The following is a 23,027-nucleotide window of genomic DNA, read 5'->3' as shown; positions in this document are numbered from 1 at the left end:
AAGATTAAATGAAAGCACTCTCATGAAAAGCTATTAACATTAAGTTTAGTTACATTTGTGCTATCAAGAATAAAAACATTTGTCTATATAGACATCAATAATATATAATTTATGGAAACTATCTTACTAGGTGTAGGCGTTTTAGGTCTATTCTTCATTTTGATGTCAGTGAAGCTGATTTTCAAAAAAGATGGAAAGTTTGAAGGAACTTGTGCATCTCAGAGTCCATTTTTAAATCCTGAAGGAAAATCTTGCAGCTACTGTGGTAAAGATCCTAGTCAGTGTAAAAATAAGCAGGCTAGTGCATAAGGCTTCTTAAAGTGATTAAATTAAAAGTCTCTACTTCAATTTTTATGGAGTAGAGACTTTTTTTATTTGTCGAATCAACCGATTGCGGTAAAAATATTCTGTTATTTATCTGATTTCATAACGATTGTCATACTAAAACTTGCCTCTACATTTATATATTTGTTAGTAAAGTATGAAACAACAATCTTAAATAGAGCATTATTTATATGTCAACAAAAATTGCTAAACCTGATTTATCGTTCTGGCAAATTTGGAACCTCAGTTTTGGTTTCTTAGGTGTACAGTTCGGTTTTGCCCTTCAAAATGGTAATGTCAGTAGAATTCTACAAGCTTTAGGTGCAGATGTACACGACTTAGGTTATTTCTGGCTAGCTGCCCCTATTGCGGGTATTATCATTCAACCTATTATTGGTGGAGCATCAGACAGTACATGGACTAAATTAGGACGTCGTATACCGTTTATTATTGGTGGAGCCATAGCTGCTACTTTGGCAATGTTTTTAATGCCAAACTCAGAGTTCTTTGTCGCATTAATGCCTCCAATGCTTTTTGGTGCAACTATGCTTCTTATTATGGATGCTTCATTCAATATCACTTTCCAGCCATTTAGAGCATTAGTTGGTGATATGGTCAATGATAATCAAAGAGATTTAGGTTATTCAGTACAATCATTTTTAATTAATACAGGTGCCGTTGTTGGTTCTGCTTTACCATTTATCTTAACTATGATTGGTGTTGCCAACGAACCTGCTGAAGGACAAAAAGTAGCTGACTCAGTTGTTTGGTCATTCTATATTGGCGGAGCTACATTGATGGTAACAGTACTTTGGACTGCTTTAAGAACAAAAGAGTATCCTCCAGAAGAGTATGCTGCATATAATAATATCGATTTCGAGGCACAGAAGGCTGAAAAAGAAGCTGCAAAAGATAAAAATGCAATTTCTGAGTTCTTCAAAACATTAAGCTCATCACCTAAAGTGATGTACCAATTGGCTGCAGTCCAATTATGTTCATGGGTAGCATTTTACTTTATGTGGGTATATTCTACTCCAGCTATTGCACAACATATCTGGCACACTGCTCCTGGAGATGTGACTTCAGCAGACTATAACGATGCAGGTAACTGGGTAGGTTTAATGTTTGCGATGTACAGTTTAGCAGCTGCTATCTTCTCTGTGGTTATGCCTAGCTTTATCAAAGCAACAAATAGAAAAACAGTATATGCTACTGCTTTAATCCTTGGTGGTTTAGGACTTATCAGTATCTACTTTATTCAAGATAAATATCTATTATTTGCTTCTATGGCAGGTGTTGGTATTGCATGGGCTGCAATTTTGGCAATGCCATTCAGTATCTTATCTGAAAACTTACCAGCAGAGAAAATGGGTATCTACATGGGTATTTTCAATATCACAATTGCAGGTCCACAAATTTTTGCCGGATTGTTTGGTGGTACTATTGCTTCAACGTTCTTCAACGGAAATGCAGTAGGCCTATTAACAATGGCTGGAGTTATTCTTTTAATTGGAGCTCTTTGCGTTGGATTAATCAGTGATCAGAAAAAATCATAATTTGATTTAAAGGTAAATCCCTTAAAAATATATTATCTTAAGACTACTTTGTGTCAACGAAGTAGTCTTTTTTTATTGATACTTATTCTATGCATATTGATCATTACCTCCAAGGTTTCTTAACTATTTTCTCTTTAGTGAACCCTGTCATCTGTGCTCAGATATTTAACCATATTGAATCCGGAAAGTCTTTCAAAGATAAATTGACAGACTTAACCAAGGTGATTCTTATTGTAGGGATTATCCTAGCAGGTGCTGCATTTTTTGGAGCTCGACTATTACATGCTTTCGGAATATCACTTGATGCCTTTCAGGTAGCAGGAGGAATTGTTCTTACATGGATGGGGTTTGGTATGTTAAGCAAACAAACAGGACCATCTAAAAAAGATACTGTCACTCCACATTCTGAAGAAGAAAGAGACATTATACGTCTTATTCTATTTGCCGCATCACCAGGAACAATTACGGGTACTATCACCCTTGCCATTAACCAATCTGATGACGCCGTTCCTATGATCGCTCTTATTTCAATTGCAGCCGTATTGGCGCTGACATGGATTATTATTGCCATTCGAACAAGAAATGCCAGCGATACTCCTTCTATGCTTAATCAGGTAACAACTAGATTCATGGGGTTAATCGTATTGTCTATGGGAATTCAGTTTGCTTTAGTGGGTATTCTAGATTTTATTCAAAATTACCCACATCAATAGTTATTAATCTGAGAATGATAACGGTTTGGCACACAATTTACACCATTATATTTTTTAGAATAAAGCTCGATTCGATGTATTATTTTGATGGATTTGAGCGTTATAGTTTTGTTAAATTCAGAAGAAACCACCCTACGGTTTCCATTTTTTTGACCTTAATCATCCCTATACTGGGCTACAAATAAAATGATTGATAAGTACTTTAAGCAATTTTCTATTAAGCAACTTATCTTTTGGATTGGTGGTATTGTCATCGGTGCCATTCTCTTCACTGTGCTAACATTGGTTGGTCTATATACCAATGAAAGTCTAGAAGTGGATGTATCAGCCCGAAATGCAATGCTCTCACAAAGGATTGTCCTGCTATCTAACATTTATGTCAATACAGGCGATCAAAATGCTCTTCAAGACCTAGAAAGTGCTTTAAACTTATACGACGGTTCATTATTGGTCATGAAACATGGAGGTACTGTACCAGAAATGGAAAGTAAAAAAATCAGACCTGCTAGTGATAGAGTTGATGATTATATCGAACGAATAGAAGAAGTATGGAAACCTTTCAGAAGTAATATTAGAACTATCCTTGAAGAGCCTCTAAAAACCTCTAATTATTCATTCAACATGAATATCGATTTAGAATTGGCTAAATCTGATAGTATTGGTTTGTTAACTCACTTCGAACAAGAAAATGCAACGGTAAGAAATAGTCTTTCTTATTTAGAGAAAAACTCAGGTACTATGCTTAAGGTAAATCAAGACCTTGTAAAAGCATATGTAAACGACTCAGAGGAAGTTGAATATCAACTAATAAGATTTATACTAATTGCCATTTTTCTTATTTGTGTGGTCGTTATTCTTATTTCTATACTTTTAAACCGTTTGATTATTTCTCCATTACAAGAATTGTCAGCAAAGAGTAATGATATTGCCAACGGTAATCTTGAAGTGGAATTTAATGATAACGGTACTATGGAAATGTCTCGTATGAGGCAATCATTGATTAGTATGAGAAAGAAGCTTCAAGATATTTCTGTCTATGTAATGGAATTTAGTAAAGGAAACTACGAAGTTGAATTCGAAAATATCAACGAAGACCAATATAAAGATGACCCATTTATCCATTCACTGATGGATACAAAGAAAAGGTTACAGCAAAACTCTGAAGAAAGAAGCGAAAGGGAATGGGTAAATGAAGGATCTGCTAATCTCAATAAACTGATACGTATCCATAGCAATGATGCAAAAGAACTTGGTAGAGCATTAGTAAAAGAACTTGCCCGTTTTATGGACTGTTCTCATGCTGCTTTCTATATCCACAAAAAAGATCCAATCACACAGGATGAGTTTATGGAATTGGCTGCTTTATATGCCTTCGATACATTCAAAGAATTTGATGAAAAGAAAGTAAAACTAGGTGAAGGGCTTATCGGAGAAATTTGGCAAGAAGCTCAACCGATTTATCTTACAGAAATTCCTGAAAATTATATCACAATACGCTCAGGTCTTGGTGATGCTCCTCCAAATTCCTTAACTATCTATCCATTCAAGTCACATGGTGAGGTAGAAGTAATTATCGAATTGGCATCTTTCAATCCACTTCAATCAAAATCATTACAATTATTAAATGAGATAGGTGGAGCCATAGCAACCTCTGTAGTTACTTCTGAGAATACTTCTAACGTAAGTAAACTATATAACGACAGTAAGCGCCTCACAGATGAATTAAGGACAAATGAGGAGGAAATGAAGCAAAATATGGAAGAGCTTCAGGCTACTCAAGAGCAACTTGTTCGAGAACGACGAGAAACGGAGTCTAGTAAAAAGCTGTTGAACGAAATTGTAGATATTACAGGGGGTAGATTAATTATTGTTGAAGCGAATGGTAATATTTGGTTTGGCAGTCAGTCTTTCCTCGAGTATTTCGACTATCAGGTTGAAGATATAAAACAAAAGCCTGTAGGAGAACTTATCCCTGATTTTAATGATAATACCGATTGGCAAGTATCACACGCTATAGAAAATCATTTGATTGTGAATAGCAAAGGTGCTTCCTTGAACTTAAAAATAGAAACCAAGCAACTCTATTTTGAAGAAGAAGATAAATGGATTATCACTTTAAAATAAATGATTCAAAAAAAAGCAGAAATACTTCATCGTACTTCTGCCTTTTTTCTTTATGATCTCATAAGAAAGAGTTATTGAATATCAAATACTCGTCCTTTTCTGATATACCCTTCTGATTCATTAGGAAGTTCTATTTTATACCAAATATCACTCTCTCCTTTAATCTGGAATCTTTCACCGGCACTTAGGTCTACCAACTTTTTTCCTCCAGCAGACGGCTCATCCATAAGAATTGCACCACTTCCTTTGACAATTCCCAACTCTCTATGAATCCCTCCATTAAAAGCCCATAAGCCTATCACAGAAAAAATAACTACAAAGAAAGTCAATGTCGTAATCGAATGGTCTTGTCGTTTTCGAATGTACATCAATGCTAAACAGGCCGTCAATAAAATAATTAAACCTGCAGCAAAAACTCCCTGCATGTTATTAAACATTGAAACGAAGAACTCTTTATCCGAGTATTGATACCCTAAAAGATTATGTTCTTCTGCAATCTTAGACATCTTGTTTAGTGTTTGTCGATCTGCAGTAAGACGGTATTGAAGGTTTAGAAAATAAAGTGCAGAAGAATAGTTGCCTTGACCTTCTTGGATAAATGCCATTCTCAACAACATTCTCGAAGAAAAAGTTCTATCTTTTTCGAGGATATCATTGTAAATTTTAAAGGCTTCTATGTACTGTTTTTCAGAAAATAAATTATCAGCTTCTTCTATTTTCGAATTAACTGAAGTTTCTGCAAATAGTAACTGACTGAATATCAGAATATATAAACTTATTAAGGATAAAATTAATCTCATTATTTGCTTGATGTTGAAAATCATTCTACATTTGCACTCGCAAAAAAGGAAAGCTAAACGAGTTTTTCAAATTTAATAGGTCATTTTGATTTTTTACAATTGAAGTAGATCTTTTAGAAAAATTATGATTCCGTAGCTCAGTTGGTAGAGCATCTCCCTTTTAAGGAGAGGGTCCTGGGTTCGAGCCCCAGCGGGATCACTTTTAAAATACTTCGTTGAAAAACGACGATTCCGTAGCTCAGTTGGTAGAGCATCTCCCTTTTAAGGAGAGGGTCCTGGGTTCGAGCCCCAGCGGGATCACTTTTAAAATACTTCGTTGAAAAACGACGATTCCGTAGCTCAGTTGGTAGAGCATCTCCCTTTTAAGGAGAGGGTCCTGGGTTCGAGCCCCAGCGGGATCACAAATGATTTAATATCAAGCTCACGTGGTGAAATTGGTAGACACGCCATCTTGAGGGGGTGGTGGGAGCAATCCCGTGTTGGTTCGAATCCAATCGTGAGCACAGAGATTACTTCAAAAAAATATTTCGTTGAAAAACGACGATTCCGTAGCTCAGTTGGTAGAGCATCTCCCTTTTAAGGAGAGGGTCCTGGGTTCGAGCCCCAGCGGGATCACAAAGCCAATACAGCAATGTGTTGGCTTTTTTTGTTTGAAAACTGCGAGTTTTTTCAGATATTAAAGATCAACATCAAAGAAATCTGCCTATACAACACTTTTACGCTTTAATTACTATGAAATCACATGAAAGTTACTTTTTCAAAACACGTAACATCGTAAAATACTACATGTGGATATTTCTTTTTGGAATCTTCTCATTGCATCAAGCAAATGCAAGCAACTTAGATTTACCTCAAAAAAATATTTATGTAGAAGACAACCAACCTCTTTCTTTTGAAATTCTTCCCAATCCTGTTGTTTTAGAGAATAACAATATTGACGTGGATATGGAAATCAAAGGTATTGACAGAGGATATTCAGTTCAGATTCTATTATACAATACAATTGGTAATTTAGTTTATCGTATGGACTTATCTGTAGACTCACACCAAGTACACTTTAAGTTTAAGCCGAAAACAAATGTTTCTGAAGGGTTATATTTTATTTCAGTGTTGAATGGCACAAATAGAGTTACAAGAAGAATGGTTGTGAATTCACATTAAGATGAACTACACAACCATTTATATTTTCTAGTCATTTGACCCTCTCAATCTATCCAACAAATCGCTTAATTGCTCTGCTTCCCCTGCGGAGATATTTTTAAACGAACTCATCACCTCTTCTTCATGTGGATCAAGTTCTGCGAGCTTATCAAGGCCAGATTGCGTGATAATCACATCTACCTTCCTCCTATTGCTTCCACAAGTCTCTCTTTGAACAAAACCTTTCTCGATAAGACGATCGATCAATCTCGTCAAATCTGGGCTTTTATCAATCATCACATCCTTTATACTTCCAGGGTTCATACAACTTGGATGTGCTCCTCTTAGAATACGTAATACATTATATTGTTGGTGGGTAATACCTTGCTTCTTAAACCAAGTCTTTGACTGATTTAAAAGCCAGTTGTTGGTAAACATCAGATTTATGTATGCCTTTTGAAAAGGATCTCTGAATGATTTTTGGTTGATATCTGTTTCGATCGACATAGCTGTTTGTACTATAGTATTTGTTTAAACAAAATATGTTAATCACGCAATAAGCTATAATTTCAATAATAAAACAAGTTTTCCGAATTTTGTTTGAACAAAACATCAAAAAAACTACCATTAGTACACAAAAAAGGTCATCCTAATTGCTTAGAATGACCTTTATATCTTTTATGATTTTTCAATCACTATACTTCTTCTTTTGGTGTATCTGGAGTTTCTTTTGAATCTTCTCCAGTAGAAGTTTCACTTTTCACCTCTGAAGGTTGTTCCGCTTTCACTTCAGTTGCTTCTACTTCTACAACTTTTGCTTCTTCAGTTCCTTCAGTAAACTCTTGGTATACTGTCTTCTTATCAAAAGGACGCTCACCAATTAACTTCACAAGATCAGATTGATATAATACCTCTTTCTCAAGAAGTTGTTGTGCTAAAGACTCTAAGGCATCTGAATGATCTCTTAACAATGCCAATGTACGTTTATACATCGCATCAATAAGATTCTTCACTTCCTCATCAATCTTTTCAGCTAAGGCTTCTGAGTAAGGTCTAGAGCTAAATTCACTTCTATTTGGGTCATAGAAAGACAGGTGACCAATTTTATCGTTCATACCATAAATAGACACCATACTGTATGCCATTTTAGTGGTACGCTCTAAATCACTTAATGCACCTGTCGAGATACGACCAAAGATAATTTCTTCAGCTGCACGACCACCTAAAGTCATACAGATTTCATCCATCATCTCTTCAGTAGTATTTAAGTATTGCTCTTTTGGTAAGTACTGAGCATAACCTAACGCAGCAACACCACGAGGTACGATACTTACTTTCACTAATGGGTTGGCATGCTCTAGGAACCATCCTGTTACTGCATGACCTGCCTCGTGATAAGCTACAATACGCTTCTCTTCTTTAGAGATTATTTTATTTTTCTTCTCAAGACCACCAATTACTCTGTCGATGGCTGCCATAAAGTCATCCATCTCCACAGCTGGTTTGTTATTTCTTGCTGCAATTAATGCGGCTTCATTACAAACGTTGGCTAATTCTGCACCTGCAAAACCTGGAGTCTGTGTCGCTAATTCTTTTGCATTCACATCTTTGCTTACTTTAATAGGCTTAAGATGAACATTAAAGATTTGCTCACGACCATTAATATCTGGCTTATCTACTGAAATCTGACGATCAAAACGACCCGCTCTCATCAATGCACTATCCAATACATCCGGACGGTTAGTCGCAGCAAGGATAATTACACCTGAATCAGTTCCGAAACCATCCATTTCAACTAATAATGAGTTCAAGGTATTCTCTCTCTCATCATTAGAACCTGGCATAGATCCTTTACCTCTTGAACGACCAATTGCATCAATCTCATCGATAAAGATAATACAAGGGGCTTTTTCTTTAGCTTGTTTGAAAAGGTCTCTAACTCTTGCAGCACCTACACCAACAAACATTTCAACAAAGTCAGAACCTGACATAGAGAAGAAAGGAACACCTGCTTCACCTGCCACTGCTTTTGCTAATAACGTTTTACCGGTACCGGGAGGGCCTACAAGTAAAACACCTTTAGGAATCTTACCACCTAGGTCAGTATATTTTTTAGAATTTTTCAAGAAATCAACGATTTCCTCTACTTCTTCTTTTGCCTCATCAAGACCTGCAACATCTTTGAATGTTACTTTTACATGATTAGCATCGAACATTTGCGCTTTAGATTTTCCAATATTAAAAATCTGTCCGCCTGCTCCTCCGCCTGCCATACGTCTCATTAAGAACCAGAAACCAAAAAGTAGTACGAATAAGAAACCTGTACTCATAAACCAAGTACCAAAACTTTCTCTTGATTCTACTTTATAAGGCACTTTATCCTTTTCAGGGATATCGCTTTGAGTATCATCAAATTCTTTAAGAAAGTGGTCTGCTGAAGCGATTTGGAAACGATAGTTCGGTTCCTTAGTCACTACAGAAAACGGACTACGTTCTTGCTGGATTTTACTATATTTTGACTTTTGAAGGGCTTTGTTATTTAATACAACTTCTACCCATCTATTATTTACGATAGTGATTTCTTCTACATCACCATCTTTCAACATCGTCTTGAATTCATGAAGTGTTGTTGTCTCAGTAGTACTGCTCTTACTGAAGTATGCCAAACCCACAACTACAAGAATAAGTGCCACAAGCATCCATACTTGATAGTTATTTTTCGGCATTGGATTCTTAGGAATATTCCTTTTGTTCTGATCCATTCTAAAATACTGATATTAAAATGTTAATTATTCTTTTTATTCAGTTGGTAGTTTAAACACTTTCGCATCTCCCCAAAGCTCTTCTAGAGCATAAAATTCTCTTTTCTTAGGAAGGAAAACGTGAGCCACTACATTCACATAATCTAAAAGCGCCCAACCTTGAGAACCTGTACCTTCAGTAGCCCAAGGCTTTTCTCCGTTAGCATCTTTTACTTCTTTTTCAATGCTATCAACAATAGCATCTACTTGTGTATCCGATGAAGCTGTACAGATTACAAAGAAATCTGTCACTCCGTTCTTAACTTTTCTTAAATCTAATATTTCAATATTTTGTGCTTTCTTCTCCTGCATCCCTTTAGCAACGATATGTGCTAACTCCTCTACATTTATTGTTTTACTCATATTTTTATAATGGGCTACCCCCAATAAAATCTTTTCTGATAATGGTGGATTTGCCGATTTGTTATTTTAATTTCTAATCTTGTATTATTGCACTGCAAATTCAGTACTCAAATTTAATAAGGCTGAATTACATGTCATTTCTAAACAAAAGTAATAAATAGTTGTATAAAATTTCTGCCAATACGTCTATTATCGGTAAAAGTGTCATATATGTGCCGTCTTGTCATTCTACAAATGACTACCTCAACCAATTGATTTCTAATAAGGTCATAGAAGAAGGAACAACTGTCGTTACTTCTGATCAGACAAAAGGTAGAGGTCAAAGAGGCAATGCTTGGGAATGTCAAGCAGATAGTAATATTACTTTATCATGTTTTCTTCAGCCTCATTTCATTGAAGCCAAGGACCAATTTACTATGAATATAGCAGTTTCCCTTGGTGTTTATGACACTATAACATCTCTTTACTCAAGCAATGTCAAAATAAAATGGCCGAACGACATTTTAATTGACAATAAAAAGATATGTGGAATTTTGATAGAAAACTATTTGAGTGGTAGAAAAATTTCAAATTCTATCGTTGGAATAGGTTTAAATATTAATCAGACCTCTTTTAATGGAAACTTCCCTGCCACTTCATTGTTTATAGAAACTGGTAAAAAGATGAATCTGAACTATGCTTCACAGCTACTTTTGGAGAATCTGGACAAACGCTATCATCAATTAAAAAATGGAGAGATTGATAGGTTAAAAAGAGAGTATTACGATAATATGTTTTGGTTCCAAGAGGAAGGATTATTCGAAGAAGTTAATCCTGATGGAACTCGAGAAAGATTCAATGGAGTAATTCTTGGCGTGAATGATTATGGCTGTATTTCTATTGCAAAAGAAAACAAAGAAGTAAAACACTATGCTTTCAAAGAAGTAAAACACATCTATTAGGCTATTTGAAAGGATCTTCTAACGTTAATGTATACTCTTTATAACTGCCTGATTTGTCTTCGATTTCTAAGGATAGTTTTCTACCATCTTTACCTCTAAACAATGTTCTAACTTCATCTACAGACATTAATGATATCGCTTGGCCATTCACTTGCACCAATCGATCTCCTTTCTTAATTCCTGCTTTAAACGCCGGGGATAATTCTCTAATCTGAGAAACTTCAAAATAAGGTAATCCAGGATATGGATTATTAAATTCAAGCCCTAAATGATTATAGGAAAACTCATCTCTAAAATCATTATTTTTCTTTAATAGGATTTCCTTGTTATGATAATCAAAAACTACAGTAAATCTTCTTAAGACCTCTGAACCAATACTTCCATGTCTGCTTTTATCGAACAGGTTCTGATTAAGGCTGTTAAATTCAGGGTATTTCACAATTGGGTTTTCAAGAAGAAAATCTCCTATTTTTAATTGATCCAATCGATTTACCTTACCATAAAGATCTCCATTAATTCCCACACCAAGGTGATCTCGAATTGCTTTTAAAGATGCTTTTAATGGCGTATTTTCCGATTCAAAAACTGATAAAGCATGACTTGCTCCGGTATCTACTAATAAATTTAGATTTTCAAACGAATTTGTTTCTGAAGAGAATATTGTCGTTGTCATATAACATCTATTCCTTTTTATCTCCACAGGAAAACACTCATATCGCTTTTTATATTTTATTCTTTTCTTGGATGCATAATAATCTTGTTTGTAAAGTGTTATTACCTTTTTTTGATAATCCACTTGTACAACGAAGTGATTAAAAATTGTAGCTCCAATCAATCCATGTACTTTTACACCCATGTTTTTAGAAAGCAACAACACATCCTTACTCGCATATATGATATCTTGATTAAGCCCTTCTACCCCTTTTATTTCTATCGTATTACCCCAAGTATGATATGCATGTACATCTTCACCAGTACCCCAACCTTTAATATCAACCTCTCTAATTTTTCGGGGTTCGAAATTTAATTCATCAATAATCGTAGGGTCACTAACGATAGGATAAGTAACTCCCGAATCAAAAATAAAATTAAGGGAATCTGAATGATTAATACTTACTTGAATAACCATAAGATTATTAACCATAGTAAAAGGAATTTGCACATACTTTTTACTCTCATTCTGAAATACAAGATTTTTCAAATGAGGATGTGCTTGTTGGGCGAAAAGGTCGATTGGTGAGAAAATAGAGAATAGCAAATTCACCAACAGACACCTGATTAAAGAGTGATTTCTCATAGTAAATAGTAGTAGTTGGCTTGTTGATTTCCCTTTTAAGATAGTGATTTAAAAGCTCTTAAACAAAAAAGGAGACCATCAAATGATCTCCTAGTTTCTTTTGTTTACGTTAGTGATAGTAATTACGTTATAAATCAAAAAATAATCTGTTAGCTAAAAAAATTATACACATTAGTAACATTGGCATTTTTGCCTTTCCTAGTTGTGGAAAAACAATTAAGGGTAAAGAACCTTCCTGCACTACAAAAGTACTGTTAACAGATTTTGACAACAATAACCATTTATAGGTATTTTCTATTTGGGGATTCAAACTTTTTTAACAATACACTGTCGTCTAGTACATCCTTCTTAATTAAGTTATATTTCAATCTCTAAAAATTGAATATTACTAAGATTTATCCTTTTAATTACTAATGAATATTTATAGAAAACACATAAACTGAAAATGAATGATTACTTTTGTCTCTTTATTATAAACATAAAGCTTTTAGAATCAGAAAATAGAATGGAAACTCCTTTTATCATTGGTATCACAGGCGGTAGCGGATCTGGCAAAACTACTTTTATCAATAATCTAGTGGACATGATTGGCGAAGAGAACATCTGTACAGTTTCTCAAGACAATTACTACATCGAAAAAGAAAAGCAGCCTGAAGATGCAAAAGGGATCAAAAATTTTGACACACCCTATTCTATTGATTTAGAGAAGTTCTACCAAGATTTACAGCGTTTAAAGAAAGGTGAAGAAGTTCATATCAAAGAATATACTTTCAACAACGCAGAGGCAGAACCTAAAATGCTTACTTTCATTCCTAAAAGAGTAATCATCTTGGAAGGTATTTTTGTATTCCATGATCCAAGAGTTTTAGAAATGATCGACCTAAAGCTTTTTATTGAAGCTAAAGCTCACCTAAAACTAAGTAGACGTATCAAAAGAGACAATGTGGAAAGAGGATACGATATCAATGATGTATTGTACCGTTATGAAAACCACGTAATGCCTGCTTATGAGAACTATATCAAACCTCATAAAGAAAATGTCGATTTAATTGTTAGAAATGACAGAAACTTCGATGTAGCCTTAGAAGTTGTTAAAACATTTTTGCTTGGTAAGATATAAGGTCATAATTTTCCGTTAGAATTCAGTTTTCAATAAGAAGGAAATATGGCAGACGGAAAATATGCAATCATTGGTTTAGGTCAGTTCGGCTCTTCAGTTGCTAGAAACTTAGCATCATTAGGAGCCGAAGTGATGGCCATTGATAGAGAAATTGAACTGGTTGATCTTATCAAAGACGATGTAGCTTATGCTGTTGCTTTAGACTCAACTGACGTAAAAGCGTTAAAATCTCAATCAATCACAGAAATGGATGCTGTTTTGGTAGCCATCGGTGAAAACGTTGAAGGTTTATTACTAACTACTGTACTTCTATTAGAATTAAAAGTAAAACGTATTATCGCAAGAGCTGTAAGTGATCAACAGAAGATCATTTTACAAAAGCTTGGGGTAACAGAAATTCTCCTCCCGGAGGACGAGGTTGGTAAAATGACCGCAGAAATGATTCTAAATCCAGAGATTCAATCTTTCATGAAATTACCCGATGACTATGAAGTTGTCGAAGTTATTGTGCCCAAACGTACAATTGGTAAGTTTATTGATGATTTAGATTTAGAAGGCACTTATGGAGCTGATGTTATTGCCTTGAGAAGAACACATGAAGAGGTCAATGCATTAGGTTTTGTCGAATATAGAGATCACTTAATTCGTAATCCAAAAGAAGTTAACTCCACATTACAAAAAGGTGATAAACTAGTACTCTTGGCAACCAAAGATGCTATCAAGAAATTCATTGAAATAAATAGCTAAGCACATTAAGCTCATAATAATATACTAGAGGCTTCTTTAAGCTAAGAGTCTCACATTATCATCATTCATATGAGAAAATTTTTAATCACAGGTGGAGCTGGTTTTGTTCCAAGTTCACTAGCAGATAAACTCCTTGAAAACCCAGATAATTTTGTTGTCTGTGTTGACAACTTCCTTACTGGCGAGGCTTGGAAAGTACCCAAACATCCTAACTGCAAATTCATTAAATGTGATGTCAATCGTTACGAAGAAATTGCAGCGATTATGACTTCGTATAAATTTGATTACGTATTTCATTACGCTGCGGTAGTAGGCGTAAAGCGTACTTTGGAAAACCCTGTACTTGTACTGGAAGATATCCAAGGCATCGAAAACGTATTAAGATTATGCAAGAATACAGGAGTGAAAAGGGTCTTCTATTCTTCTTCATCTGAGGTGTACGGCGAACCTGTTCATTTACCACAACATGAGCATACTACACCATTAAACTCAAGACTTCCTTATGCAATTGTTAAGAACTTAGGAGAAGCATATTGCAGATCTTTCAAGCAAGAGTTTGATTTAGACTATACTATTCTTCGTTTCTTCAATACTTACGGCCCCAAACAAAGTACTGACTTTGTAATGTCGAAGTTTATTGATGCAGCCCTTAAAAACGAACCTATTACAATTTATGGTGATGGTTCCCAAACGAGGACATTCTGCTTTATTGAAGACAACATCGAAGTGACCATACAACTTCTTGAGAATGACATGTGTGTAAATGATGTCATGAATGTGGGTAATGATCGAATTACTACAATTAAAGAACTAGCAGAAAAAATCATTCAAACTACAGGTTCTGCTTCTGAAATTGTATACCTAGATCCTTTAAAAGAAGGTGACATGTCTAGAAGACAACCAGATATCGAAAAGATGAAAGAAGTACTTCAACGTCCTCTTACATTACTAGAAGATGGTTTAGAAAAAGTTATTGAAGCTAGAACTGAAATGTCGAAAGCATAAGTTCACTTATATATAAACAAAAAGAGCTGAAACCTTGTCACAACAAGATTTCAGCTCTTTTTTTATCTGATTAGACCAGTTATACGATCTTTTTTTCTTTTTTTGGTGCTGATAAACCTCCAAAAGCTTGTCCCATTTTCTCCGTTAATAATAACATCACAGGCACAATTACTAATGTAAGGAAAGTAGCAAACGTTAATCCATAGATTACTGTCCAAGCCATTGGTCCCCATGTATCTGCATTTGGACCACCGAAATAGATATCTGGATCGAAGTGTGCAAACATACCAAAGAAGTCAATGTTCATACCTGTAGCTAAAGGAATAAGACCTAATACAGTCGTAATCGCAGTTAACAATACAGGACGCAAACGAGTGAAACCTGCTTGCTGAATACATTCTATATAATCTTTAATAGGTAAACGTTCATCCTCTAATAAACCAAGTTGATCCTTTTTCTTTTCTACCAATTGATCTGCACAGTCTATCAATACAATAGCATTGTTTACTACAATACCTGCTAATGAGATGATACCAATACCTGTCATGATAATCACAAATGGATCATTGAAGATAATTAATCCCAATAGTACACCAATCAAACTTAATACTACTGAAATAATAATAATGAATGGCTTCACAAAAGAGTTAAATTGTGATACTAAGATTAAGAAGATAGCACAAACCGCAATCATCATTGCTCTTGATAAGAATGCCATTGATTCTGCTTGATCTTCCTGCTCTCCACCAAATTTGTAGCTATATTGAGAAGGCATTTTATATTCTGCTAATAAACCTTTTACCTCACCTACAACTTTCTGTGCATTGTACCCTTCTGTAATATTAGAACTCAAAGTAACTACTCTATCTAAATCTTTACGTTTGATTTCTCCTACTGTAGTACTGTAATCCAACGATGCCACAGATGAAACAGGTACCTGATGGAATGCTCCCTTATTATCTCTGAAAGTAATTCTTTGATCATTTAAAGTTGATAAATCATATCTATATTCATCTTTTAAACGAAGTTGAATAGGATAATCATCTTCACCATCTTTAAATTTAGAAACTTCCTGACCGTAGATAGCTGTACGCATGTTGTTTGCAAGCATACCTGTTGATACACCAAAACGACGAGCCTTATTTCTATCAATATTAACTAATAATTCAGGCTTACTCACGCTAATATCTACAGATAATTTATCTACACCTTCAATGTCAGATTGCTCGATTAAAGATTTCATTTTATTTGCCTCTTCAATCAAGACAATGTAATCTTCTCCTTTCAGCTCAATACTAATTGGCTTACCTGTTGGAGGTCCATTCTGGTCTTTAGAAGTAACAATTTCTACACCTGGAATATCTTTAGCAATACGCTCACAAAGTGCTTTTACTTCTTTAGAGCTTACTCCACCTCTTTCTTCGTAAGGAACAAAACCTACAGCGATTCTAGCTCTGTTAGGTGTTACAGAATTACCAGCATTATCTTGTGGGTCATTCGTATTTTCACCTACATTACTTACAATAGATTCAATGATGTCTTTATACGGAAGTAATTCTTTGTATAGACGCTTTTCTAAATCTAAGGCAATCTTATTCGTTTCTTCTACATCTGTACCTTGAGGAGCCTCAACATACATGTAAACATAACGTGGATCGGAATCAGGGAAAAACTCAATCGGTACATTACCTGAACCTAAACGGGCACCAAACCAAGCAATCGCAAAGAATAAGAAAAATGTATTACCAATAATCAAAGCATATGGAGTTTTACCTTTTAAGGCAAATTCTAATGTTGATAAATACACAGACTCCAATCTTGTCAAAATATTGTGTTGGAAGAAATGTGCAGCTCTTTTTAGTACAATACCATCTAATAATGCGATAAATGCACCCAACATTAGTAGGTTTCCTAAAGCATAAGTATCGCGAAGAATATAAGCAGGAATTGATAATCCTATTAGGATTAAACCAACTGTCACTTTCTTTTTGTTTACTGTTCTGTAAGCAGCTTCATCGTCCACTTTCATGTAACGATAAGCGATCACTGGGTTAATCACTAAACCTACGAATAATGACGAGGCCAATACAGTAATTAGAGTAATCGGTAAGTATTTCATAAACTCACCCATAATACCTCCCCAGAATGCCAAAGGAACGAAAGCTGCTAAAGTTGTGGCCGTAGATGAAATAATCGCTAATGCTACCTCACCAGTACCTTGTTTTGCTGCTTCTTTCTTAGAGAGTCCTTGTTCCCTCAAACGGTAGATATTCTCGATCACCACAATGGCATTATCCACCAACATACCGAGAGCTAGAATCAGTGCAAATAAAACTACCATGTTAATTGTCACTCCTAATACACTCAAGATTAAGAAAGACAAGAACATCGACATCGGAATAGCAATACCAACAAATAAGGCATTTCTTAATCCCATAAAGAATAATAATACAACTACCACTAGAATCATACCTGAGATAATTGAGTTCTCAAGGTTGTTTAGCGAAGTCTTCATTTCTTTAGATTGAGACTCAGTAATTACGATATCCAAGTTTGGCGGTAAATATGTAGCTCTTGCTTCATCAAGTAGAACATTGATCTTATCTGTTGCATCGATAAGGTTTTCTCCACCTCTTTTAACCACTTTTAATGATACTACTGGGTATGCACCTTTATCGTTAAAAGAGTTCGTTGCTAAACGAGCATATGACTTACGCTCTACATAGCTATCTTCTACATCAGCAAGGTCTTTGAGGTAAATTGTGTTTTGATCTTCAGACTTCACAATTACATTACGAATCTCTGATACTTCTTTAAATTCACCATCAACACGTAATGATCTACGGAAACCATTACCCATTTTAACATCACCACCAGACATTGTTACGTTCTCACGAGAAATTGCATCAGAAATATCTGAGAATGCAATTTGCATCGCATCCATTGTATATAAGTCTGCATTAATCTGAATTTCTCTTTCTACAGAACCTGTAATATCAACTCTTGATACTTCTCTAAATTCTTCAAGATCATCTGCTAAATCTTCAGCATAATCTTTTAATTTTTGAATTTCGAAATCACCAGAAAGGTTAATTACCATAATTGGAATCTCAGAGAAATCCATTTCTTGAACGTTTGGATCTTGATCCAAATCTGTTGGTAATTCACTTTTGGCTTTATCTACAGCATCTTTTGTGTCTTGAAGTGCCTTAGAAGTCTCTATATCTTCATTAAACTCTACAGTAATAACTGAAAAGTCTTGAGCTGATGTAGAAATAATTTCTTTTACACCTTTTACCGATTTCAATTCTTTTTCAATCGGACGAGTAATTAGTGATTCAATATCCACAGGTGAGTTACCTGGGTGCATTGTGTTAATATACACCATCGGAATACGAATCTCAGGGAATTGCTCTTTCGGCATACCCACGTACGCCAAAATTCCAAACAGTGCAATGATGACTGTAAGAATAAAAATGGACGTACTATTATTGATCGAGAGGCTACTTAAACCAAATTCCTTGATTTTTTCCTCTTTCGTCTCGTTACTGTTTTTGTTAAAATTTGACTCCATATCTTTTGTCAAAATTAGATTTGATAATCTACAACTCGAACTTCTTCTCCAACAACTACCTCAGAGTAACCTTTATCAATTACTCTCATACCTGGTTCAATACCTGCAGTAATCATTGTTTTTCCTTTATAAGATTTACCTGTCTGAACAGTAATCTTTTTTACTACATCTTTCTTAGCTCCATCTTTTGCCAAGATATATGTAAATGTTTCTCCTTTCGTATTCTTTTGAACTAAATTAGAAGGGATAGCTACAGCATGATCTTTAGAGTAATCATTAATAGTAACTACAGCCATTGTATTTGGTTTAAGATTCAAACCTCTTTCTGTTACCTTCATTCTAATTTTGAAAGTTCTGTTCACCTGGTTAATCGTCTGTCCGACCATACTCACTTTCATATCTTTTTCGATATCAAGCATAGGGAACTTCACAGATACATGGTCTCCTTTTTTAACATCACGGCTGTACTTTTCAGAAACTTCAGCTACAACTTCAATATTATTTAAATCAACTACTCTAGCGTAAGGCTGACCTGCTGGGGCCATTTCACCTTCTTTCATATAGATTTCATCGATTTTACCTGCAATTGGGGCCAAGATATATCCTTTTCCTTCTTGCTCTTTTAAACTTGCTAATTTCGCCTCTAAGCTTTCTTTATTATTCTTTGCTTGTAAATATTGAACTTCAGACCCAATATTTTGCTCCCATAAAGAACTTTGCTTTTCATACATAATGTTAGCAAGCTCCAAAGAAGTTTCAACCTCTTCGATTTGTTTCTGTAAGATCTCTACATCCAACTTGGCAATTCTTTGTCCTCGTTTAACGTAGTTACCTTCCTCAACATATCTTTTTACTAATCGCCCAGTAGTCTCTGGAGCAACCACTACGTTTCTATTTGAGATAACATCACCTGGAACATCAACAAAGTGACTAAATGTCATTTCTTGAACATCAAAAATAGTAACAGGTTTTAATGAAACTTTTACTTCTTTTGGACCTTCAATAGTCTCTATTTCTTTCTCAAGGTTATCTATTTTAATTTCTAAGTCAGCTAACTCCGTTTGGTAGTCTTTTAACTCTTGCTTTTTTGATTCTAAATCATCGCCACCACAAGATGATAAAATGCTGGCCGCAGATAAAAGAGCAATAAATTTATATCTATGTTTCATGATTTTATTCTTCGATTATTTTTTTTCGTTATTCATTTTCAAAACTTCCTCGTCTTTGCTATGATCTTCTTCATCAACATAGCTCAACAAACGACCATTTGCTTTTTCAAAGGCTAATTTCGCTACTAATACATCATATAAAGAAGTATAGAAACTATTAGCAGCAGTCTGATAATCTTGAGACGAAGTTGTAATTTCTAATGAAGATCCAACACCATTTTTAAACTTCACTTGAGTATTTGTGTATACCTTATCAGCAACATTCATATTCTTCTCCTGTAAGTTTAATGTAGACAGGTTTGTTTCGTAAGTGATTCTAGATTGTTCCTGTTCAATAGAAATCTGACGCTCTAAATCAGTTTTTGTGTTTTGTAACTGCTGTCCTTTCAGTTTCTTCTGCTCAATTCTTTTTGATCTATTAAAACCATCAAACAGTTTCCAAGAAAGCGATACACCTACTGATAAGAAATCTCCTGCTGTTCCATATAAATCAGAAAACTGAGTACTCGCTGTATTGACACCATAGTTACCAAAAGCATACAATTTAGGCCAGTATTCCGCTTTTGTAGCTTTAATATCATAGTTATTCAATTTGATATTAGTCATCATGATTGAATACTCAATTCTTCTTGATGATTCAGCTAGATCTGTTGGAGTAACGATAAAATCTCTAAAATCTTCTAGTGATTGTGACAATTGCAACGGTTCATTTATATCCATTCCCATCTGGAATTTCAATAATTTCTTTGCAATAATTTGAATCTGTTCCAATTGAGTTTGCTGGATCAAGATACTGTTATAAGTTACCTCAATTCTGTTGAATTCAATCTCTTCGACCATACCAGCTTCGTAAGTGGCTTTAGTCTCGTTATATAAAGATTCAAGAATTTCCTTATTTCTATTAATCAACTCTAAATACTCTTGTTGTACTAGTACATAATAATAGGCTTGTGTTACTGCTTCAACAACATCAATTTTCGATCTAATCAATTCTTTTGCTGATAACTCATTGTAAACTTTAGCGGCTTTCACACCAATAAAGAAAGTACCATCAAATAATAGCTGATTTGCTGATAATTGAACATTTGATAAAAACGGTGTACCGAATTCTAATCCAATGGTTTCATTAGGGTCACCATCTGGATCAAATGTATTTCCAGGTACATACGATTTTTGGATTTTTGCATTGTTGATCAACTGACCTTCCATATCAATTTGAGGAAGACCCATTGAAATAATTTCACCTACTTTAGCTTGAGAGATACCCTGTTCGATTACTGCATTTTTGATGGTTCCTGTATTTGCAAAAGCATAATCGATACAGTCTTGCAAGTCCATCAAATCTCCATTCTGGTCAGGATTTGTTTGTGCAATTAATTGAGTTGTACTAAAGAGTAGACTTAGTACAGTGACCCATTTTAAGGCCGTTGTTTTCATATGTTTGTTGATTGAGTTTCTTTAATAAAACTTGATAGGTACTGATTTAGTAATTTGACACCTTCGACAGTAGCTATTCCTCTAATAAAATGCTTGAAGAATTCCATTTGTATTGTCGCTAAAGAATACTTGGAATGATCGTACAAGTTAGAATCAAAAGCAGATTCCAACTGCCAGACACGCATACTTACTAATAGTGGAATGTTCATGTCATCAAAGAATAGTTCTTCGTCTACACCTTGTTCTATAATACTGATCATTGATTGATCGAAGCATCCTTTTTTATGACATTCGAATTTATTCCAGATTTCAGGATAGAATTTTTTTAAGTCTAACAAAGTCATCGGATTAATCGACTTCATCCTCGTGTAGAAGTAAAAGAAGATTCTTGCCAACTTGTACACACCGTCTTTATCTTCTTTCCATACGGCATCAACAAAAGCAATATCTTCGTTGATATGATGTTCTAAAGTGAAATCGATGAGTTCTTTCTTGTCCTTAAATACATTATAGAGTGTTTTTTTAGACACTCCCAACTGTTGGGAAATGTCTGACATTGTAACTCTCTTAATACCTGAAGTTTGGAATTGTTTGCGTGCTTCTTCAATGATTCGGATACGTAATTGATCGTTCACCATTGTTTTAAATGAGTTAGATAATGATTATTAAAAATGAGATAATTTATTATTTCGTATCAGATAAAAAGAAAAAATGATAGCGAACCAACAGATTTGTAGATAAGTATAACTAGTTCTCTAAAAGGTATTTCTTTTTCTAATGCAAACATATGGAAACCACAAACAATAAAAAAGTTTCCAAGGTTTATTTTTCCGAAAATTTAAAAAATAAACCCTTTTCCGTTAAATATGTTTCACAATCCAATCATTATTATTTTTAAGAGAGCAAAAGACTGTTGAATTACATATTTATACTTTTCAACATTGCTGATACTTCATCTTTAGGAATCTCTTCTACAGAAACCCACATTTTAACACTTTCAACTGGCCTTTTTTGTCTATTCACCTGTTTATTAGCTATTTGATCTATCACTTCAAAGCCTTCTACTACTTGACCAAATACTGTATATTTCCCATCTAAGAAGGGAGTTCCTCCCACTGTGGTATATGCTTTAATCTCATCTCTTTTTAATCGATCCAATAATACAACATCGTATTTCTTTTCAATCATTGGAATACATTTCTTCATCAGTCTTTTCTGTCCTTCTATATCACCATTGGCACCTAATGAAGAGTAAGATGATGCTATTTTAGAGTATTCAGGGTCTTCAATCATACTATTAAAATATTTGTTCAATTTCGTATGATCTAGTCGAGCATCTATCAAATCTCTTTTCGAATAAGTTCTGCCATCAACAATATAAAACTGACAACCGCTAGATTCTAAGTCAGGATTTACTTCCTCACCTTTCCTAGCCATGGCCAATGCTCCTTTTCTATGGTAATGATTGTCTTTTATTTCTGCAGGTATGGTATAACCAATTTCGCCTCTACCTAAACCTTGATTGGGAGAAGCAAATCTAGAATCAGGGTCACCACCTTGAATCATGAAGTTTTTGATTACTCTATGGAAAAGCAAGCTATCATAATAATGTTGCCTAGTTAGTTTGATAAAATTCTCTCTATGAAGTGGTGTATCATTGAACAAAACAACCTTCATTTCACCATATTCTGTGTGTATCGTGACTAAGAAATCAAGGTCGTTATTTGCTACCACAACAGGTACCTCTTTATCCTTTTCCCAAGTACCATCGCCTTTTGGGCTGCAAGATGTTGATAAGATTGATAACCCACTAATAATCAACAAATAATAAATTACACTTTTATTTAATTTTTTTATGATACTCATATATTATTTTGGTATGTTTTTTCGTTATTAAAAGTAAGCGATTAGATTTT

The 23,027-nt window shown here is 34.6% G+C and carries 19 protein-coding genes and 5 tRNA genes; 14 read left to right on the top strand and 10 right to left on the bottom strand.

The features are described from left to right. Window positions 1–111: 111 nt before the first annotated feature. The 4 genes from HGP29_RS18425 (at window position 112) to HGP29_RS18410 (ending at window position 4,717) form a co-directional block, all read left to right on the top strand. Window positions 112–309: a hypothetical protein gene (locus HGP29_RS18425; protein ID WP_168883891.1), complete on the top strand. Its 198-nt coding sequence runs from the start codon at window positions 112–114 to the stop codon at window positions 307–309. A 206-nt stretch (window positions 310–515) separates the two neighbouring features. After that, window positions 516–1,880 carry an MFS transporter gene (locus HGP29_RS18420; protein WP_168883890.1) on the top strand — a complete coding sequence of 455 codons (1,365 nt, stop codon included), beginning with the start codon at window positions 516–518 and terminating at the stop codon, window positions 1,878–1,880. 89 nt (window positions 1,881–1,969) lie between these two features. Further along, entirely contained in the window at window positions 1,970–2,593 is a 624-nt protein-coding gene (locus HGP29_RS18415) for a MarC family protein (RefSeq protein ID WP_168883889.1), read from the top strand. Between the two features lie 186 nt (window positions 2,594–2,779). Further along, window positions 2,780–4,717, top strand: coding sequence for a GAF domain-containing protein (locus tag HGP29_RS18410; protein WP_168883888.1), 1,938 nt, complete (start codon window positions 2,780–2,782; stop codon window positions 4,715–4,717). 71 nt (window positions 4,718–4,788) lie between these two features. Here the strand turns inward: HGP29_RS18410 and HGP29_RS18405 are convergent, their stop codons facing one another. After that, window positions 4,789–5,517 (bottom strand): SH3 domain-containing protein, encoded by a 729-nt coding sequence (locus HGP29_RS18405; RefSeq protein ID WP_168883887.1) that lies wholly within the window; start codon window positions 5,515–5,517, stop codon window positions 4,789–4,791. Between the two features lie 126 nt (window positions 5,518–5,643). On the opposite strand from HGP29_RS18405, the gene HGP29_RS18400 reads away from it, so the two are divergent. The 6 genes from HGP29_RS18400 to HGP29_RS18375 all read left to right on the top strand — a co-directional run bounded on the left by HGP29_RS18400 (window position 5,644) and on the right by HGP29_RS18375 (window position 6,678). Next, window positions 5,644–5,716, top strand: a tRNA-Lys gene (locus HGP29_RS18400). Window positions 5,717–5,744: 28 nt separating this feature from the next. Continuing rightward, window positions 5,745–5,817: transfer RNA gene (locus HGP29_RS18395), tRNA-Lys, on the top strand. Window positions 5,818–5,845: 28 nt separating this feature from the next. Further along, window positions 5,846–5,918, top strand: a tRNA-Lys gene (locus HGP29_RS18390). Window positions 5,919–5,936: 18 nt separating this feature from the next. Then, window positions 5,937–6,020, top strand: a tRNA-Leu gene (locus HGP29_RS18385). Window positions 6,021–6,059: 39 nt separating this feature from the next. Then, window positions 6,060–6,132, top strand: a tRNA-Lys gene (locus HGP29_RS18380). A gap of 117 nt (window positions 6,133–6,249) precedes the next feature. Further along, window positions 6,250–6,678: a hypothetical protein gene (locus HGP29_RS18375; RefSeq protein ID WP_168883886.1), complete on the top strand. Its 429-nt coding sequence runs from the start codon at window positions 6,250–6,252 to the stop codon at window positions 6,676–6,678. Between the two features lie 27 nt (window positions 6,679–6,705). On the opposite strand, the gene HGP29_RS18370 is transcribed toward HGP29_RS18375, so the two are convergent. From HGP29_RS18370 to rsfS, 3 genes are all read right to left on the bottom strand, one after another. Continuing rightward, window positions 6,706–7,164, bottom strand: a complete 459-nt coding sequence (locus HGP29_RS18370) for a MarR family winged helix-turn-helix transcriptional regulator (RefSeq protein WP_168883885.1) — start codon at window positions 7,162–7,164, stop codon at window positions 6,706–6,708. 188 nt (window positions 7,165–7,352) lie between these two features. Then, window positions 7,353–9,419: an ATP-dependent zinc metalloprotease FtsH gene (gene ftsH, locus HGP29_RS18365; protein ID WP_168883884.1), complete on the bottom strand. Its 2,067-nt coding sequence runs from the start codon at window positions 9,417–9,419 to the stop codon at window positions 7,353–7,355. Window positions 9,420–9,455: 36 nt separating this feature from the next. Further along, window positions 9,456–9,821: a ribosome silencing factor gene (gene rsfS / locus HGP29_RS18360; protein WP_211093327.1), complete on the bottom strand. Its 366-nt coding sequence runs from the start codon at window positions 9,819–9,821 to the stop codon at window positions 9,456–9,458. A 161-nt stretch (window positions 9,822–9,982) separates the two neighbouring features. Between rsfS and HGP29_RS18355 the strand changes: the two genes are divergently transcribed. Then, the gene (locus HGP29_RS18355; RefSeq protein ID WP_168883883.1) at window positions 9,983–10,762 is read left to right on the top strand and encodes a biotin--[acetyl-CoA-carboxylase] ligase; all 780 of its coding nucleotides are present in this window, start codon (window positions 9,983–9,985) and stop codon (window positions 10,760–10,762) included. A 1-nt stretch (window position 10,763) separates the two neighbouring features. Here the strand turns inward: HGP29_RS18355 and HGP29_RS18350 are convergent, their stop codons facing one another. Further along, window positions 10,764–12,059 carry a PDZ domain-containing protein gene (locus tag HGP29_RS18350; RefSeq protein ID WP_168883882.1) on the bottom strand — a complete coding sequence of 432 codons (1,296 nt, stop codon included), beginning with the start codon at window positions 12,057–12,059 and terminating at the stop codon, window positions 10,764–10,766. A gap of 505 nt (window positions 12,060–12,564) precedes the next feature. Between HGP29_RS18350 and udk the strand changes: the two genes are divergently transcribed. The 3 genes from udk to HGP29_RS18335 all read left to right on the top strand — a co-directional run bounded on the left by udk (window position 12,565) and on the right by HGP29_RS18335 (window position 14,931). Next, window positions 12,565–13,179 carry a uridine kinase gene (gene udk, locus HGP29_RS18345; RefSeq protein WP_168883881.1) on the top strand — a complete coding sequence of 205 codons (615 nt, stop codon included), beginning with the start codon at window positions 12,565–12,567 and terminating at the stop codon, window positions 13,177–13,179. 45 nt (window positions 13,180–13,224) lie between these two features. Further along, on the top strand, window positions 13,225–13,926 hold the full coding sequence (locus HGP29_RS18340) for a potassium channel family protein (RefSeq protein ID WP_168883880.1): 702 nt from the start codon (window positions 13,225–13,227) through the stop codon (window positions 13,924–13,926). A 69-nt stretch (window positions 13,927–13,995) separates the two neighbouring features. Further along, the gene (locus HGP29_RS18335; protein WP_168883879.1) at window positions 13,996–14,931 is read left to right on the top strand and encodes an NAD-dependent epimerase/dehydratase family protein; all 936 of its coding nucleotides are present in this window, start codon (window positions 13,996–13,998) and stop codon (window positions 14,929–14,931) included. 79 nt (window positions 14,932–15,010) lie between these two features. Here HGP29_RS18335 and HGP29_RS18330 read toward each other — a convergent pair whose 3' ends face one another. The 5 genes from HGP29_RS18330 to HGP29_RS18310 all read right to left on the bottom strand — a co-directional run bounded on the left by HGP29_RS18330 (window position 15,011) and on the right by HGP29_RS18310 (window position 22,977). Then, window positions 15,011–18,505 (bottom strand): efflux RND transporter permease subunit, encoded by a 3,495-nt coding sequence (locus HGP29_RS18330; RefSeq protein WP_168883878.1) that lies wholly within the window; start codon window positions 18,503–18,505, stop codon window positions 15,011–15,013. Between the two features lie 14 nt (window positions 18,506–18,519). Beyond that, window positions 18,520–19,674: an efflux RND transporter periplasmic adaptor subunit gene (locus tag HGP29_RS18325; RefSeq protein ID WP_168883877.1), complete on the bottom strand. Its 1,155-nt coding sequence runs from the start codon at window positions 19,672–19,674 to the stop codon at window positions 18,520–18,522. A 15-nt stretch (window positions 19,675–19,689) separates the two neighbouring features. After that, complete coding sequence (locus HGP29_RS18320; RefSeq protein ID WP_168883876.1) at window positions 19,690–21,111, bottom strand: TolC family protein; 1,422 nt, start codon at window positions 21,109–21,111, stop codon at window positions 19,690–19,692. Then, the gene (locus HGP29_RS18315) at window positions 21,108–21,749 is read right to left on the bottom strand and encodes a TetR/AcrR family transcriptional regulator (RefSeq protein ID WP_168883875.1); all 642 of its coding nucleotides are present in this window, start codon (window positions 21,747–21,749) and stop codon (window positions 21,108–21,110) included. Before HGP29_RS18315 ends, HGP29_RS18320 begins: the two co-directional genes overlap by 4 nt. A 280-nt stretch (window positions 21,750–22,029) precedes the next feature. Next, window positions 22,030–22,977, bottom strand: a complete 948-nt coding sequence (locus HGP29_RS18310; protein WP_168883874.1) for a peptidylprolyl isomerase — start codon at window positions 22,975–22,977, stop codon at window positions 22,030–22,032. Window positions 22,978–23,027 lie beyond the last annotated feature (50 nt).

The organism is Flammeovirga agarivorans (assembly GCF_012641475.1).
Lineage (GTDB): Bacteria > Bacteroidota > Bacteroidia > Cytophagales > Flammeovirgaceae > Flammeovirga > Flammeovirga agarivorans.
This window is presented reverse-complemented; position numbering and strand designations above follow the sequence as displayed.

What these genes read in the sequence shown, in the direction of transcription:
- HGP29_RS18415 (WP_168883889.1), top strand. Translation starts at nt 1,970, where the DNA reads ATGCATATTGATCATTACCTCCAAGGTTTCTTAACTATTTTCTCTTTA.
- HGP29_RS18420 (WP_168883890.1), top strand. Translation starts at nt 516, where the DNA reads ATGTCAACAAAAATTGCTAAACCTGATTTATCGTTCTGGCAAATTTGG.
- HGP29_RS18315 (WP_168883875.1), bottom strand. Translation starts at nt 21,749, where the DNA reads ATGGTGAACGATCAATTACGTATCCGAATCATTGAAGAAGCACGCAAA.
- ftsH (WP_168883884.1), bottom strand. Translation starts at nt 9,419, where the DNA reads ATGGATCAGAACAAAAGGAATATTCCTAAGAATCCAATGCCGAAAAAT.
- HGP29_RS18320 (WP_168883876.1), bottom strand. Translation starts at nt 21,111, where the DNA reads ATGAAAACAACGGCCTTAAAATGGGTCACTGTACTAAGTCTACTCTTT.
- udk (WP_168883881.1), top strand. Translation starts at nt 12,565, where the DNA reads ATGGAAACTCCTTTTATCATTGGTATCACAGGCGGTAGCGGATCTGGC.
- HGP29_RS18375 (WP_168883886.1), top strand. Translation starts at nt 6,250, where the DNA reads ATGAAATCACATGAAAGTTACTTTTTCAAAACACGTAACATCGTAAAA.
- HGP29_RS18425 (WP_168883891.1), top strand. Translation starts at nt 112, where the DNA reads ATGGAAACTATCTTACTAGGTGTAGGCGTTTTAGGTCTATTCTTCATT.
- HGP29_RS18330 (WP_168883878.1), bottom strand. Translation starts at nt 18,505, where the DNA reads ATGGAGTCAAATTTTAACAAAAACAGTAACGAGACGAAAGAGGAAAAA.
- HGP29_RS18410 (WP_168883888.1), top strand. Translation starts at nt 2,780, where the DNA reads ATGATTGATAAGTACTTTAAGCAATTTTCTATTAAGCAACTTATCTTT.
- HGP29_RS18325 (WP_168883877.1), bottom strand. Translation starts at nt 19,674, where the DNA reads ATGAAACATAGATATAAATTTATTGCTCTTTTATCTGCGGCCAGCATT.
- HGP29_RS18340 (WP_168883880.1), top strand. Translation starts at nt 13,225, where the DNA reads ATGGCAGACGGAAAATATGCAATCATTGGTTTAGGTCAGTTCGGCTCT.
- HGP29_RS18350 (WP_168883882.1), bottom strand. Translation starts at nt 12,059, where the DNA reads ATGAGAAATCACTCTTTAATCAGGTGTCTGTTGGTGAATTTGCTATTC.
- HGP29_RS18370 (WP_168883885.1), bottom strand. Translation starts at nt 7,164, where the DNA reads ATGTCGATCGAAACAGATATCAACCAAAAATCATTCAGAGATCCTTTT.
- HGP29_RS18405 (WP_168883887.1), bottom strand. Translation starts at nt 5,517, where the DNA reads ATGAGATTAATTTTATCCTTAATAAGTTTATATATTCTGATATTCAGT.
- HGP29_RS18310 (WP_168883874.1), bottom strand. Translation starts at nt 22,977, where the DNA reads ATGAGTATCATAAAAAAATTAAATAAAAGTGTAATTTATTATTTGTTG.
- HGP29_RS18335 (WP_168883879.1), top strand. Translation starts at nt 13,996, where the DNA reads ATGAGAAAATTTTTAATCACAGGTGGAGCTGGTTTTGTTCCAAGTTCA.
- rsfS (WP_211093327.1), bottom strand. Translation starts at nt 9,821, where the DNA reads ATGAGTAAAACAATAAATGTAGAGGAGTTAGCACATATCGTTGCTAAA.